Genomic DNA, 14,463 nt, shown 5'->3' with positions numbered 1-14,463 from the left:
TAGAAATCCAAACACTAGTTACAAGCAATGCTGTGAGATATGAACAACTCTTTATCAATTTCTAGTCGTGATATTATCCATTACATAAAAATTTCGTGTCAAATTCCAGTTGTTGTTGAAGCGATCGCTTCTGACAGAATAATAACTGATACTGCCGAAAAATTAGGTATCACAGTTGAAGAGTCACAGATCCAACAAGAGGGTGACCTATTTAGGGCAAATAAAAAACTTGTCAGAGCTAAGGATACATTAGCTTGGTTACAACAGCACCATTTATCTGTAGATGACTTTGAGGAATTAATTTATAAAAAAATATTATCCAAAAAGCTGGCAAATCATTTATTCGGGAAAAAAGTTGAAAGCTTCTTTTTTCAGCATCGGCTTAATTATCTTGCAGCAGTGACTTATGAGATTATTCTCGATGATAAAGATTTAGCCTTGGAATTTTTTTACGCGCTACAAGAAGGCGAAACTACCTTCGCGGATATAGCCCGAGAGCATATTTCCGATCCAGATACGCGTCGCAATGGAGGATACCGAGGAATTAGACGCCGTGCAGATTTCCGACCAGAAGTTGCATCTGCTGTATTTGCTGCTAAACCTCCACAACCACTTAAGCCAATAAGTACTAATAAAGGAGTTTATCTAATTTGGGTAGAAGAAATTATCCAACCAGAATTAGATGAAAAGCTACGTTCACAAATAATTTCCGAACTATTTAATAGTTGGTTAAAGCAAGAATTATCTGAGATGCAAATATCAGATCGGTTTGATTCAACAACAAATATTCAGAATTCACCTGATTTATTGATGCAGGCTTAATATTTAAAGAATGATATTGTTTTACTTGAATATATTGAAAACACAAAATCAGTGATTTGACGTAGTTAAAATCATTATATTCTTGTGACATAAGATAGCATTCTTTATTTTTTAAAGACAAAAATAATTAAAACATTACTAAGAATATATATTTACGGATAATTGGAAATAATATTTTCCTATATAGAGCATGCTTTAAAATATAGTATGTTCATTCTTTTGCTGCTTATTTAAGAGTAAAGATAACTGTTTTTCAAAACATATAAAATGAATTAGATAATAATTGATTAAAAGTATTTTTAATACAAAAAAAACTAGATTTACTATTGTATTTTTTTGGTTGTTGTTCTATATTTAAAGAGTAAGAGAAACGAATTCTTCTTACTTTATATATTCCCAGAGAAACAGTTTAATTCCCAGGAGAAACCTAATGAATATTTCTGATTTAAATCATTTAGAAGTAGTTGAAGATGCTAATGTTGTTGGTGGTACTAGCTATGGCTATACTACTTATGACAATGAATATATCAACGTTGATGTTAATTTTGACTTTTTTAACAAATTCAAAAGCTTAGTCGATCTAGATGGTAACACTGCTTCCTCTAAATCAGTTGCTGATGCATTTGGTCCTTACACTAAGACCGATACCTATAACCAAACTAAGACAGTAGCTGGTTATGGTTCTTCATCTGTTGGTATTTCCGGTTCTGCATCCAGCTTCCACTAAGGAAAACACTAAGCTTTAATTCTTTAAGCTACATCTGATGAATAAACTAGATGGCAATTTTATAATAATTGCCTCTAGTAAATTCTTCTATTTCATAATGATTTATCTATCAATTTAATTTCAAGTTTAGATTGATAGATTGTAGAGATGTGGTAATACTACATCTCTATTGAATATGAATCTTATATTTATATTCTTGACATTAAAGCTAATCAGTCTCTTAATATCCTTGGATTATTAATTCATGGATTATAGATCGCGTTAAACGCAGTTATATAATTAATCGCTAAAATACAGCAAATATATGGCGATTTCTCTTTAGTAAATAGAGGTCAGGATGTATGGGTAAGTTAAAGATTAACGATCTTGAACAATATCAAATAGAAGATATTGGTAGTGAAAAAGTTCAAGGTGGATTTACATATGTTTTTGATTATAGTTATTTCGCTTTTACCACTGCTTATCCTGTTCCTCCAACTTTCGGATTGGAAGGGGTTTACTACTTAGAGGAAATTAATTACTCGGAATCAATACCTAATGAATATCAAGTTGCAATTTCAAGTCCGGAAGGTAATAGTTTGGCTAGCTTAGCCGTAAGTAAAACTGGAGATAGTCATTACATTGCGTCTGTAAGTATGAGTAGTGTATCTTAGTTTTATTTATATATCCAAAGTTGATTTTGAAAGATTCTCTTCAAATTTTAAGTAAATCTAGATTAAGTTGACCTGGATATTGTTGTAAATAAAGATTTACACACTTTCTATTCTAAATTTTCTATTTAAAATTACATATCAAGCTTCATAAGAGTCAAAGGGTTAGATACTGAAAATATTATCAGTAAATCCTTTGATTTTTGATTAAATATATTATTTATAAATGAGTTTTTTAAGGAAGTATTAGTTATTTTTTGTATTGACTAATTATAATAAAAAGTATTTTTGTTTTTTAGTATTAAAATACTATTTTAGTAAACCTATCTACTAATCAATTAATAATGTGAAAGAATGAAAAACTATTTTAATTATCATATGATAGTGCAAATCCCTCACTTTACAAAGTAAGGGATTTTAAATAGATAAAATTAACAAAATTATTACTTGGCAAATTACTATTATAATCTGCATAATTAATGCAATTTTTCTTGTACATATACAAGAAAACCTATCTTTATTATTACCAGTAAGCTTTTACCATTTTGAAGTAAAGTTAGAAGAGATACTAGTACTTGAAGAGAAAGAAGAGCTACTATCACTCTTTCCTCCTGCTTCTGCATCTGCGAAAGCAAAAGTGTTTGAAGAAAATTTACTCTTATCTATACTAGTACTTGTTCTAGTATTTGCAAAAACTTGATCTCCAAAAGCTACTCCTAAAGCTGAGCCATAACCAAACTCTGAAGATGCAAAAGTTTGAGCATTTGTAATGGCATAACTACCTCCAATTACAATATGATTTACTTCCATTAATTCGGAAATTTCTAAATCAGAAATAATCATTTTATAAAATTAAACTACAGGTTATTCTGATAAAATTTTATCAGAATAATAATAATGACGCAATGTTTTAAAAGTTATTTAGTAGTAGATATTACTGATTTTTATCTAAGGTTTAATTTAATAAAAAATATTGTAATTAATTCTAATTAATACTTTGCGAGGTAAATAAATAAGATTAATTAGTAATACTATTTTCAGTAGATATTTTATCCATCAATTTTGTTTGTATTTTTAAAATAAAAATAAAAAATGAATAGATGTTTATCATACGTTGTTTTCATTAATTATTTATATTGACAATAGAGATATATTTTGGTTTATATCTGATATTAATTATGAAATTTATAATCACTTATTAAAATCTATAATTCACTCCTATATCTATCGTTCAATGGAAAATAATAACAAGAGAAAAATAAATATTAGTTCTATTTTGGGGAAATTACTAAATAACATTGAGCATTCTGTGTTTAAGTGTTTATACTTGCAGCCTTTTTGTGAAGGTGTAGTTTTAGAGTGACAATATAAATAAGCCTTTATTCACCTCTTATTTTATCTAAGATAAATCTTGGAACAGTGAGTATAAAAATAAGTACGTGGTTTTCACTGAGGATTTTGTTAAGGATTGTAAAACGCAATGTGCAATTTAATCTTTTCTAGTTCTTGACTTTTCATCGCTATAATTTGGAGCTTAAGAACATTTAAGGCTTAAAAAGCAAACAAAGATGATTAATGGTTGGAAAATATTCAGAGGACTTGATTAAGTTGGCACATTTTTATGTTGTTTGATTTATGACCCTCTCTTCTCTTGTCCACCTAAGACGTTCTTTACGTCAATCGTCTTTGTTTTTCTTTGCTTATCCCTTCATTTCAGGTTTAATCAAGTAAGACTTATCAACAAACAATTAATCGTGGCGATTTCCCTCGCTAAATGCTTCTGTAGGAACAGTAATTCTTACCGAACTATTACATATGGATGAATATAGTCAAAATGACATATTCAAGATTAAATTCAAAATTAAATTCAAAAGCTTATTAGAGTGATGAATTTTATTATCTCTACCTATAAATAAATTTATTTGTATTTTCAAGTCATACAACTTTATTTTGAATCTTTCCTACTTCTTTACTTTTTATAATTATCATTTTGCTTAGTACTTAAAACCTTGCATAAATAAGGTAAAGGTAAATGCTTAGTAGCAAGCCTGAGTGTTACTGTCACTCTCCAGTCACTATTTACAATATAGTGTGTGAAACGTACCATTTACCTTTACTTTATTTTTACTCATATAAATTCTCGAACGATAATTTAAGTGTTTAAAACAGAGTTGATTCTGTATGAATAAACGGAAATTACGTAAATGGCATCGTTTGCTAGCACCAATTATTTTTTTACCACTATTTGCAACTGCTTTTACTGGTGTAGCTTATAGAGTGGGTAGAACTTGGTTTAATGCACCACCAGAGGTAGGAAAATTTTTACTATATATTCACCAAGGAACATTTTTAGGTCAAGACCTAAGGGTGTTTTATGTTCTATTGAATGGATTAGGAGTTATTGCGATGCTAATAAGTGGGATCGTAATGACTGGTATATTTCGCAGCAAACGTATTCAGGACTAATATTGAATTATAATCGCTACATTTGCCATACCAAATAATAAAAAAACTACAAACAATAAATAAAATATAAAACCATGAAAAACCCGGCTTTTCTGAGAAGCCGGGTAGTCGTATCTTTAACTGCAAAAATCTAATTATTCACAATGCTTTAATGAAAATTGTCAAGCAACTAACTTTTAGCTTGTGATGGTGCACCAGGAATAGTGATATCTATTGGTGTGACTTGTGTTGAAAGTTGCTTGAGTGGTGGTTGGATATTGTTTTGACTTCCAACTACCAATGTCACCATATTTTCTGGTTGAAGATATTTCTGTGCAACTCTTTGTACGTCAGCTGCTGTGGTTGCTTCTACAGCTTTTTGATAGCGAGATAAGAAATCTTGAGGATAACCGTAGTACTCATAACGCATCAAGCGCGATAAAGTTTGAGCGGGATCTTGAAAGTTAAATACAAAAGAGTTGAGAGTGGACTCTTTCGCAAACGCTAGCTCTTCAGGGGTTATTGGTTTAGCTTTAATGCGTTTGATTTCTGCACTAACTGACTTAATGAATTGTACAGTCGCATCAGAACGAGTTTGTCCTCCAGCAATAAACATTCCCGGATAATCGTAACGAGGACTCCAGTAACCGTATACTGAATATGCTAAGCCTTGACGCGATCGCACCTCATTAAACAATCTACCACCAAAGCCATTTAATACCCCATTCATCACATCAAGAGCTGGATAGTCAGGGCTATTAAATTCACCCCCCAAATGTCCGATGAGAACGTTACTTTGTGTTAGCTGTGGTTGATCTACAAAAAAGATTCCACTTTCTCTTGCTTGCTCAACTTGGGGTAGTGCAGGTTTAGTTAATTTGGGGTTAGCCTCCCAATTACCAAAATTCTTTTCGATCAGGGATTTCATTTTCTGAGGGTCGAAATCCCCTTCGATACCTAAAATTATGTTGTTGGGATAGTAGTACTGTTGGTAAAAATTAACCAAGTCGGAACGAGAAATATTATCAAGAGTTGCATACTCCACCGTGCGACCGTAGGGACTGCTATTTCCATAAATTAACTTTCTGAATTCTCGACTGGCGATGCTACCGGGATCGTCATTGCGTCGGGCGATACTACCACGCAATTGGGTTTTTGCCAGATCGAGTTTTTCCTGGAGAAATGCAGGTTGTTGTAGTACTTCCGCAAATAACTCAAATACAGTTTCCGTGTCTTCTGTTAGGGAGTTAAAAGATGCACTTCCTGATGTCCCACCAATACCGGTCTCTACTGATGCTGCCCGTTGTTCTAGAATTTCATTGAGTCGATCGGGGGTATGTTTTTTAGTCCCGCCACTCCGCATTACAGTTCCTACTAACCGGGCTAAGCCAACTTCATCACCTGGTTCAAAGCGATCGCCAGTACGAACGAGTGCCGTACCACTGACCAAAGGCAACTCACTATCTGGCATTAAGTATACAACCATACCATTTTTGAGTTCGTAGCGCTCATATTTTGGCAATTGGATTTCACCTAAGGGCGCAAACTCTAAATTCGTATAATGTTTTGCTTCGGTTGCTAATGCTGACAAGTTAAATGCAAACAGTAAAAAGGCAAAGGTTGCAGCCAGCACGGAACAAAATTTTAAACCGCGACTAATTTTAAATTTCCAAATGTGGTTTCCCATCCGCCTTTTTCTTTGATATCCGTACATGTTTTTTACTCCTTATTCCCAATTGTGAGGGTATCCACCGTTTTATTTAGTTGTTTGTTTAGGTAATAGTTTGCCGACGGTGCGATTTTCTGGGGTAAACGTTTGTTTTGCAACACGTTGGATATCAGCAGCACTTACAGCTTCAATCTCATCCAACTGCTTAAACAAATTGCGCCAGGAGCCAGTTTTGACCTCATATTCCAATAATTGTTGTGCCATTCCCATATTTGAATCAAGCGAACGAATTAATCCCGCTCTTGCTTGGGTTTTTACTCGCTCGAGTTCTTTTGCAAGTACTGGCTGAGTTTGTAATTTTTCAATTTCTGTTCGCAAACCTTGGGCGACTTCATCTACTGTATGACCGGGAGCAGTCAAAGCATAAAACAACATCATGTTGGGATACTTTTCCCCCGGAAATCCGCTAAAACCCTGGGCTGTAAGTGCCAAACGTTGTGTTTCCACTAAAGATTTATACAACCGAGACGTACGTCCGTCGCTCAGTACTCTAGAGATAATCTCGTAAACAGCATGATCTGGGTGTTTAATGTCTGGACGGTGATAACCTTCCAAATACCAAGGTTGAGAAGGAAACTCAACAGTAACTTCTCGAGTTTTATTTTGATCTGGTTCAACAGGAATATTCGCTTTGCCTTTTGGTCGCGACTCATACCTGCCAAAATAAGTCTGTGCGAGTTTTTTCACTTCAGCAGGATTGACATCACCAACGACTGCGATCGTGATATTACTGGGCACATAGTAAGACTCAAAGAATTTCTGGACATCATCTGGTGTCAGATTGCGAATATCTTCGTCATAACCAATTACCGGACGTCTATAGGGATGAGTGGTGAAAGCTGTATCAATAAACTTTTCAATCATCATTCCGATGGGAGAGTTTTCCACCCTTAGCCGTCTTTCTTCCAAGATTACATCTTTTTCTTTGTAAAATTCACGACGAATTACCGGGTCGAGAAATCTTTCCGACTCCAATGACATCCAAAGTTCTAGTTTGTTGCTAGGAAAGCTGTAGAAATATCGAGTGGCTTCAGTAGATGTGGTAGCGTTTAAACCGACACCACCAGCTTGCTCAACAATTCTTCCCAACTCATTTTGGATTACAAACTCAGAAGCATTTTTTTCCTGTTTTTTAAATTCTGCTTCTAGTTTTGCAACTAGTTCTTTATTTCCAGCCTTCTTTGCTGCTTGCTTTTTAGTTGCAATTTCATCCAATTTGTCAAGAATTTTCTTTTCTTGTTCAAAGTTTTTGGTCCCAATCTTGCTTGTCCCCTTAAATGCCAAATGTTCTAGAAAGTGGGCAACACCCGTTTTTCCATCAGGCTCATCTACACCACCAACATCAGCATAAGTTAAAAAAGACACCACGGGAGCTTGATGGCGTTCTAAAACAATGAACTTCATACCATTTTCTAGGCGAAATTCTGTGAGGTTCTCAATCACCTTTTGTAAATAAGGTTGAATTGAGCTGTTATTGTTGGAAGAAGTTGCGGTTCTGGCAAAAGCAGACCCGGGGAACAACCCCCAGCAAAGAATATTCACTACCAAAAAGCCAACCAATATTTTGTGGAAGGCACAAGAAACCTTTCTTAAACCCAAAGTATTCATTCTCACACTCAATCCACCTTCAAACTCTTTATACAGTTGGAATGTACTAGGTTGATTCATTAACAACCATTAAAAACCATTAAGGTAAAGCTAATGGTCTGTAAAATACGAATAAATTTACACACAAAGTATTAATCTTGTATTAAGCTTAAGCTTTCTGTGTTTTTTGTCTTTGACATTAGACAATAACGCTACATATCCTGTTCCGGAAATTTCATCATAACTATTATGCGAGTTTTCAATACCTCCCCGCCTTCAGAGGCACAGACACGCAACCGGATTTTGGAAGCAGCGAGGCGATTATTTGCCAAACAAGGGTTTGATGGTACTACAACGCGCGATTTAGCCCAAGCCGCAGGTGTAGCCGAAGGAACCTTATTTCGTCACTTTGTCAACAAAAAAGCTATTTTAGTCGAAGTTGCGACTCAAGGGTGGGTAGAAATTCTCACCGACTTACTGACAGAATTGAGCGAAATGGGCAGCTATAAGGCTGTTGCTCAGGTCATGCGTAACCGGATGTGGAACTTGCAGAAAAATTCTGATTTGATGCGAGTATGTTTCATGGAAGCGCAATTTCACCCGGATCTACGCGATCGCGTCCAGTCAGAAGTCATTGATAAAATGACCGATGTAGCCGAAGCATTCTTCCAAACAGCGATGGAAAAAGGTATATATCGGCAGATGGATCCCAAGTTAGTCGCCAGAGTTTTTCTGGGAATGTTCGCAGTTGCTGGTTTTTCTTACAATACCCTAATTGAGCCAGAGGCTTCCCCCCAACAAATGCAAGACATGGCAGAAGGTCTTGCTGATATATTTCTTAATGGAGTTCTGAACAAAGAATAATCATCGCTAAATACATCCACAGTTAACCGTAAATTAAAAAATACTACTAATAACTTATAACTGTGGTTTTTACAAGTTATACATTTCGTTTATTACTGCGCTTAAGTGTAGTAATTAGAACTCACTGCTGCTTTATCTCACTTGACCCATAAAAGTTTTCGCTTGCTGTATCCATTGTTGAACTTCCTCCACCGCAGGACATAAATCTCGTCGCTGCATTGTGGCTACTTGCAAGCGCAAAATTTGTTTGTGCAAGCGATATGGGGGAATTGTTGCTAAATGAGCAGCAGAAACAACACCAGCATGGAGTAGTAATCCACAATATTGCAGACCAACGCTAGGAATACGAGCTAAATCGGCTAGAGCTACCCATTTATTCACGTGCTGGAGGTGAATGTGTAACTTATGAGCCAGCATCAATCTATCTTGTGGCGTTTTTCCTTGTTGAACTAGGGTTAATGTATTCGCAATACCACAGCTTTGTAATTGCGATCGCTCCTGCTCGCTCAATCCTGGTAATTTTTCAATTGACCAGTTACAAAATTTCATATTGCTGGTTCTCGATTTGTGTGGGGAAGACATTTTTTGAATGAACTTTAATTTTGAATGAACTTTGATTTTGAATGAACTTCGAATTAACAAAAACTCTGCGAAAACCTTTACTGAAAGAAAATACTGAAAAGTCAATAATTCATCATCAATTATTAATTACTCATTCCAATTACCAAAATAATTTTTCCCATAACTTCTGCTAGCAGTACCGTAGAGATAAGAACTGTCGCCTCCAACAGGTGAAGAAAATGTCATACGAAAGCCAGAACACAGGCAAAATCCGCATCAAGAACATCTTTGCTGTTGTTAGCTTAATCGTAATATCCTCTTTATTGGCTAGTTGCAGACTGAGACAAAACAGCTTATCTCAACCCACCCCAACCCGAGATTCTCAAACTACTAGCCCCACAAATAGATCTACGATTTCCCCCCGCAGCAGTAGAACTCAAACAACCTTCCCCAATAACAATAGTAGGGGTGAGGATCGATTTGAAAGGGAACGCAGACAAAATAATAATAGTAGACGGGATAATAATAGACAGGACAATAGGGGTAACAATAATACACAACAAAACAGGGATCGGAGAAATCGTAGATCCCACCCCTGTCGCTTGTAAATATTTTCTTCTACTAGTCTTTTAGTACCCAATCTATGCTGATACAAGATACCTCTAACTCTTTAGCCCATACTTTACATCTCCGACGACAAAGTCTGGCAAAATTAATTGATTTTCCTGCAATCCTGTGGTCGGGAAGTCCTAGTCCGCGTAATTTTGCAGCAAATACCTTTCCTTTCCGTGCTAGCAGTCACTTTATTTATTTTGCCGGGTTATCTTTACCTAATGCTGCAATTCGTCTTGCTGCAGGAGAACTGGAGTTATTTATGGACGATCCAAAGTCAGGTAGTGCTTTGTGGTACGGAGAAACACCCGGTCGCGAACAAATTGCGGTTACTATTGGAGCCGATCGCGCGTATCCAATGTCAGAGTTAGAGTTATATCTTGAGGGTGCAGCTACCATTCCCGTCCAAGATGCTGCTACTTGGACCCAACAGTCACAGTTATTAGACCGGTGGATTTTACCCCAACAACCACCCCAAGGTATTGATTTACAATTGGCTGAAGCAATTATTCAGTTACGATTGGTTCATGATGAAGCTGCTTTGAGTGAATTACGTAAAGCTGCTGCTGTTACTGTAGCAGCCCATAAAGCTGGAATGTCAGCAGTTTTAAAGGCTAAAACAGAAGCTGAAGTTCGGGGAGCAATGGAGCAAGTAATTATTGCCCATAATATGACTTGTTCCTATAACAGTATTGTTACCATTCGCGGGGAAGTTCTCCACAACGAACATTATCATCATCCCCTGCGATCAGGTGACTTACTGCTTGCTGATGTCGGTGCAGAAACTCAAACGGGTTGGGCTGCAGATGTTACCCGCACCTATCCGGTTTCTGGTAAGTTCTCATCTACTCAGTGTGATATTTATGACGTTGTGCTTGCAGCTCATGATGCTTGTATCGACAAGATAGTCCCCGGTGTAGAGTATGAGGATATACACTTACTAGCTTGCACAACTATTGCTGAAGGTTTAATCGATTTGGGAATTTTGCAGGGTAAAGCAGAGGAACTGGTAGCAAGAGATGTTCACGCTTTATTTTTCCCCCATGGTGTCGGTCATCTACTTGGTTTAGACGTCCACGATATGGAAGACTTAGGTGACTTAGCAGGATATGAAGAAGGTAAGCAAAGAAGTTCTCGTTTCGGTTTGGGTTATTTGCGCTTAAATCGTCCTTTACGTCCCGGGATGTTGGTCACAATTGAACCTGGTTTTTATCAAGTTCCATTCATTTTAAATAACGAACAAGTACGCTCAGAATATCAGGATGTAGTGAATTGGGAACGTTTATCACAATTTGCTGATGTCCGAGGTATTCGGATTGAAGATGATGTTTTAGTGACAACACAGGGACATGAAGTTTTAACTGCTGCATTACCAAATACTGCTGATTCTGTTGAGGGATTGGTAATGGGTAATTGGTAATTGATAGTGTAATCCTGAGTTTTAGTATCTATCTAAATTACCTTTATAGTGAAGACGACCCGATGGGTCGTCTCTATTTTATTTACTTGTAAAAGTAAAAGTAAAAATCTATTTATGCTTTTTAGCTTGTGTTCTAAATAAAATTAATCTCAAGTTTTCAGTTAAGTTGCAATTAGATTTACCAAAGTATAAAACTATGGTTGCTTAGCTGGTAATTTCCATATTTATTATAAATACTTAATATTCAACTCAAAGTAAAAACAAAATTTTTTTTATACTATGAAATATTTTTTCATACTGCATTGTCATACCAAATCCGATTTTTAAAACCCCTTTATATTCTTTGGGATTTCCCCCCATACTTCCCACACCTCCCACACTTCCCTCTCTCATTCTAAAAGGGGTAATTAACCCGGACTTAGTATTACTTAGTGCTATGTTTAGGAGTCTAAAATCAGACGAGTGCAGACATAGTAAAAAGCCTGAAATCATTTATTTGCATTGATTTCAGGCAAATAATAAATTTTAAGTTGTTCTGTAAATTATCTATTTGTTTCTTGAACTTCTAAATTATTAGCTTTTTCCCAAACTGATAACCATTTAGGATCGATTTCTTTTACACCATCAATCTTGACAAATCTTAGGTCAGCGCCTTTAAAATTAACTCCAGTTAAATTCGCACCCTCAAAATTAGCATTTCTCAGATTTGCATTCTCAAAATTAGCGTTTTCTAAGTCAGCATTCTTGAAGTTTGCACCAATCAATTCTGAACCGCTAAAGTTAGCATTTTTAAGTTCGCTATCCTTGAATTTAGCGCAACTGAGTTGGGAATTTTTCAAATTTGCATCGCTCAAGTTCGCATTTCTAAATTGACCACTACTAATATACGCATTACTTAAATCAGCACCGACTAATTGAGCATCTCTGAGATCACCATTCCACAAATAAACACCACTAAGATTTGCATAGTTAAGTTTAGCACCGACTAAATTTATTCCAGTAAGATTTGCTTCGCTTAGGTTTGCACCTATTAACTGAGCGTGATTAAGTGTAGCGCTACTGATGTTACTGTTTTTTAAATTTGCGTGACGGAGATTCGCTCTGGTGCAATTCACACTACTCAAGTTAGCCCCAGTTAATTTTGCATCACTCAGATTTGCATTAACTAATTGAGCATCGCTAAGGTTAGCAGATTCTAACCGGGTATATTTTAGGTTTGCTCCATCAAGATTGCTACCACTCAAATAGGCGCGACTAAAATTGACACTTGTTAATTCAAGATTACTTAGATCCACAAGAACTAGACTAGAGTCGCTCAAGTCTAAGTTTTTCTTTTCCTGTGGAGCCATTTTCTCTATCCAATTTCGCTCGCGCTCTGCACTTTTACTTTCTTCAGAAACTTGATTTTCTTGAAAGCTATTTTCTGGGAAACTATTTTCTGGAAAGTTTACCTGATCGCTATTATTTTTTACTTTCAAAGTATAAAATTGCTTTTGTTGGGCTCGAAGTAAAAATAAACTCAATAAACAAAAAGTAAAACCTGAGATAAATCCGAGTAGATGAGTTCCCGCAAACAGCATGACTATCAAACCCACACTCATCAAGATTAGTGGCTTAATTAAAAAAAATATTTCTGCGGTAATAAAGCCAAAATTATTGTTTTTACGGTTTACTATAGTCATGCCACTATAACTCCTTTACACTACTCAGGTTCTCTTCAGTCGCCACTCAAAGCAATAAAATACTGCGGTTGACAAAATACACTACTTAGTTGATTAGCAGTTAAAATCTAACAGATAGTTCCGATTCTGAGTGTAAAAATTCACTCGTTTTTACATTTGCTACTCAATATACTTTTAAATCCAAGATTGAATTATCTAATTCCTGAAAAATAAAAAATTATGAGCGTAAAACAAAAGTGCATAAATAACAATTGTGTGATGCTCACCTTCATTAAATGAAGCTGTTTATAGTTGGAAAAATTGTCAAGATCGATTCATCAATATGAACTTATTATTTATGAATTAATCAAGATAAATTCATCTACACAATTCATCTACATATAATGTTCTGGGATATAGACAAGTTAGTCTAATTTATTCTAGATACCGCAGATTCGGGCAAAACATCTGGGTATATAAAAAAATACTTCAATAACTTGTAGCTAAGTAAATCACAGATAAATGTGCAAATCACACATAAATATGTACTTACAGCAACAGACACCTGGTTTAGGACATCATAGCTTTGGTTTAATTTGTCTAAAGGGAACAGCGGTCAGACTCGGCGCAGCCACCCCGCAGGGTGGGAATGCTAACCAAAACAGGGAACAAGGAACAGGGAACAGAAAAATGTCCTAAAAATTATAGCGACTGCTATACTAAAATCCAACTAAACTTTTGTCTGCAAAAATACTCGTACTTGGGATATGGAACTATACATTTTATTTGAGTCAGAAAAGTAGGTCAGTACAATTAGACAGGGAAATTCAGCTCTGAATTAGAACTTTCTTATTCAAACTCAAAATTCTTATTCAAAATAAACGATTACCCACATTTACTATTGCAAAAAGTTTCCCGTACTATATTAATTTTCACTGCTCAGGGTTTATGCTAATCAAAAACTTACTCGAAAGTTTAGTATTTAAGCTTTGTAGTACGTAACTTAACTCATGCACCGCAGATAGTATAATACCATCAAACAGCCCTGGTATCTACAGCAAATTATTTATCAACGTATACAAATAACAGATATTATTTACTTCACCAAGTGAAATCATATAAAAAATATTAATTATTTAAATATCATGTCCAGTTACAAATCATATACTATTTTCGACGAGCAAAGAAAAACTACAGATTAGAATAAGTAATCTTCAATGAAAATACGGCTGTTTTCAAGCATCATCTAAAGTCGTGATGAAAAGGATTAAGCTGGTAAATAGCGTACTAAAGATGCGAAAAAAACAACTGCTAAATAGGAGCGCGAGCGCCAAGGGTACTTTTAAATCTGTAATTGGAAAAGATAATTGCATTTCCCAATTATA

Annotated in this window: 13 protein-coding genes; 8 read left to right on the top strand and 5 right to left on the bottom strand. The window is 35.4% G+C overall.

From position 1 onward, the window contains the following. Positions 1–39: 39 nt before the first annotated feature. The 3 genes from BC008_RS14450 to BC008_RS14440 all read left to right on the top strand — a co-directional run bounded on the left by BC008_RS14450 (position 40) and on the right by BC008_RS14440 (position 2,202). Complete coding sequence (locus BC008_RS14450; RefSeq protein ID WP_027841825.1) at positions 40–822, top strand: peptidylprolyl isomerase; 783 nt, start codon at positions 40–42, stop codon at positions 820–822. Positions 823–1,252: 430 nt separating this feature from the next. Next, a complete protein-coding gene (locus tag BC008_RS14445; RefSeq protein ID WP_036264874.1) occupies positions 1,253–1,549 on the top strand; it encodes a hypothetical protein in 297 nt (98 codons plus the stop codon). 341 nt (positions 1,550–1,890) lie between these two features. Next, the gene (locus tag BC008_RS14440; protein WP_027841826.1) at positions 1,891–2,202 is read left to right on the top strand and encodes a hypothetical protein; all 312 of its coding nucleotides are present in this window, start codon (positions 1,891–1,893) and stop codon (positions 2,200–2,202) included. 534 nt (positions 2,203–2,736) lie between these two features. Here the strand turns inward: BC008_RS14440 and BC008_RS14435 are convergent. Then, positions 2,737–3,042: a hypothetical protein gene (locus BC008_RS14435; RefSeq protein WP_058183626.1), complete on the bottom strand. Its 306-nt coding sequence runs from the start codon at positions 3,040–3,042 to the stop codon at positions 2,737–2,739. Between the two features lie 1,338 nt (positions 3,043–4,380). Between BC008_RS14435 and BC008_RS14430 the strand changes: the two genes are divergently transcribed. Continuing rightward, positions 4,381–4,665, top strand: a complete 285-nt coding sequence (locus tag BC008_RS14430; protein WP_036264875.1) for a hypothetical protein — start codon at positions 4,381–4,383, stop codon at positions 4,663–4,665. Positions 4,666–4,834: 169 nt separating this feature from the next. On the opposite strand, the gene BC008_RS14425 is transcribed toward BC008_RS14430, so the two are convergent. Together BC008_RS14425 and BC008_RS14420 are read right to left on the bottom strand one after the other, a co-directional pair. After that, positions 4,835–6,331 (bottom strand): M16 family metallopeptidase, encoded by a 1,497-nt coding sequence (locus BC008_RS14425; protein ID WP_027841827.1) that lies wholly within the window; start codon positions 6,329–6,331, stop codon positions 4,835–4,837. Between the two features lie 69 nt (positions 6,332–6,400). Further along, the gene (locus tag BC008_RS14420; RefSeq protein WP_027841828.1) at positions 6,401–7,981 is read right to left on the bottom strand and encodes a M16 family metallopeptidase; all 1,581 of its coding nucleotides are present in this window, start codon (positions 7,979–7,981) and stop codon (positions 6,401–6,403) included. A gap of 228 nt (positions 7,982–8,209) precedes the next feature. Between BC008_RS14420 and BC008_RS14415 the strand changes: the two genes are divergently transcribed. Then, positions 8,210–8,824, top strand: a complete 615-nt coding sequence (locus BC008_RS14415) for a TetR/AcrR family transcriptional regulator (RefSeq protein WP_027841829.1) — start codon at positions 8,210–8,212, stop codon at positions 8,822–8,824. Positions 8,825–8,956: 132 nt separating this feature from the next. On the opposite strand, the gene BC008_RS14410 is transcribed toward BC008_RS14415, so the two are convergent. Further along, a complete protein-coding gene (locus tag BC008_RS14410) occupies positions 8,957–9,406 on the bottom strand; it encodes a DUF4332 domain-containing protein (RefSeq protein ID WP_027841830.1) in 450 nt (149 codons plus the stop codon). A gap of 218 nt (positions 9,407–9,624) precedes the next feature. Here BC008_RS14410 and BC008_RS14405 point away from each other — a divergent pair, with 218 nt between their 5' ends. Next, positions 9,625–9,993 (top strand): hypothetical protein, encoded by a 369-nt coding sequence (locus tag BC008_RS14405; RefSeq protein ID WP_058183625.1) that lies wholly within the window; start codon positions 9,625–9,627, stop codon positions 9,991–9,993. 35 nt (positions 9,994–10,028) lie between these two features. Continuing rightward, a complete protein-coding gene (locus BC008_RS14400) occupies positions 10,029–11,417 on the top strand; it encodes an aminopeptidase P family protein (RefSeq protein WP_027841831.1) in 1,389 nt (462 codons plus the stop codon). A gap of 542 nt (positions 11,418–11,959) precedes the next feature. Here BC008_RS14400 and BC008_RS14390 read toward each other — a convergent pair. Further along, positions 11,960–13,099, bottom strand: a complete 1,140-nt coding sequence (locus BC008_RS14390; protein WP_058183623.1) for a pentapeptide repeat-containing protein — start codon at positions 13,097–13,099, stop codon at positions 11,960–11,962. 522 nt (positions 13,100–13,621) lie between these two features. Here BC008_RS14390 and BC008_RS49490 point away from each other — a divergent pair. Continuing rightward, a complete protein-coding gene (locus tag BC008_RS49490) occupies positions 13,622–13,777 on the top strand; it encodes a hypothetical protein (RefSeq protein ID WP_161938119.1) in 156 nt (51 codons plus the stop codon). The last annotated feature ends 686 nt before the right edge of the window (positions 13,778–14,463 follow it).

The organism is Mastigocoleus testarum BC008, from assembly GCF_001456025.1.
GTDB lineage: Bacteria > Cyanobacteriota > Cyanobacteriia > Cyanobacteriales > Nostocaceae > Mastigocoleus > Mastigocoleus testarum.
The sequence above is the reverse complement of the archived record's forward strand: the minus strand, read 5'-3'. Positions and strand labels throughout refer to the sequence as shown.

Coding starts and splice junctions, on each gene's coding strand:
- BC008_RS14450 (WP_027841825.1), top strand. CDS start 40: ATGAACAACTCTTTATCAATTTCTAGTCGTGATATTATCCATTACATA.
- BC008_RS14445 (WP_036264874.1), top strand. CDS start 1,253: ATGAATATTTCTGATTTAAATCATTTAGAAGTAGTTGAAGATGCTAAT.
- BC008_RS14440 (WP_027841826.1), top strand. CDS start 1,891: ATGGGTAAGTTAAAGATTAACGATCTTGAACAATATCAAATAGAAGAT.
- BC008_RS14435 (WP_058183626.1), bottom strand. CDS start 3,042: ATGATTATTTCTGATTTAGAAATTTCCGAATTAATGGAAGTAAATCAT.
- BC008_RS14430 (WP_036264875.1), top strand. CDS start 4,381: ATGAATAAACGGAAATTACGTAAATGGCATCGTTTGCTAGCACCAATT.
- BC008_RS14425 (WP_027841827.1), bottom strand. CDS start 6,331: ATGGGAAACCACATTTGGAAATTTAAAATTAGTCGCGGTTTAAAATTT.
- BC008_RS14420 (WP_027841828.1), bottom strand. CDS start 7,981: ATGAATACTTTGGGTTTAAGAAAGGTTTCTTGTGCCTTCCACAAAATA.
- BC008_RS14415 (WP_027841829.1), top strand. CDS start 8,210: ATGCGAGTTTTCAATACCTCCCCGCCTTCAGAGGCACAGACACGCAAC.
- BC008_RS14410 (WP_027841830.1), bottom strand. CDS start 9,406: ATGTCTTCCCCACACAAATCGAGAACCAGCAATATGAAATTTTGTAAC.
- BC008_RS14405 (WP_058183625.1), top strand. CDS start 9,625: ATGTCATACGAAAGCCAGAACACAGGCAAAATCCGCATCAAGAACATC.
- BC008_RS14400 (WP_027841831.1), top strand. CDS start 10,029: ATGCTGATACAAGATACCTCTAACTCTTTAGCCCATACTTTACATCTC.
- BC008_RS14390 (WP_058183623.1), bottom strand. CDS start 13,099: ATGACTATAGTAAACCGTAAAAACAATAATTTTGGCTTTATTACCGCA.
- BC008_RS49490 (WP_161938119.1), top strand. CDS start 13,622: ATGTACTTACAGCAACAGACACCTGGTTTAGGACATCATAGCTTTGGT.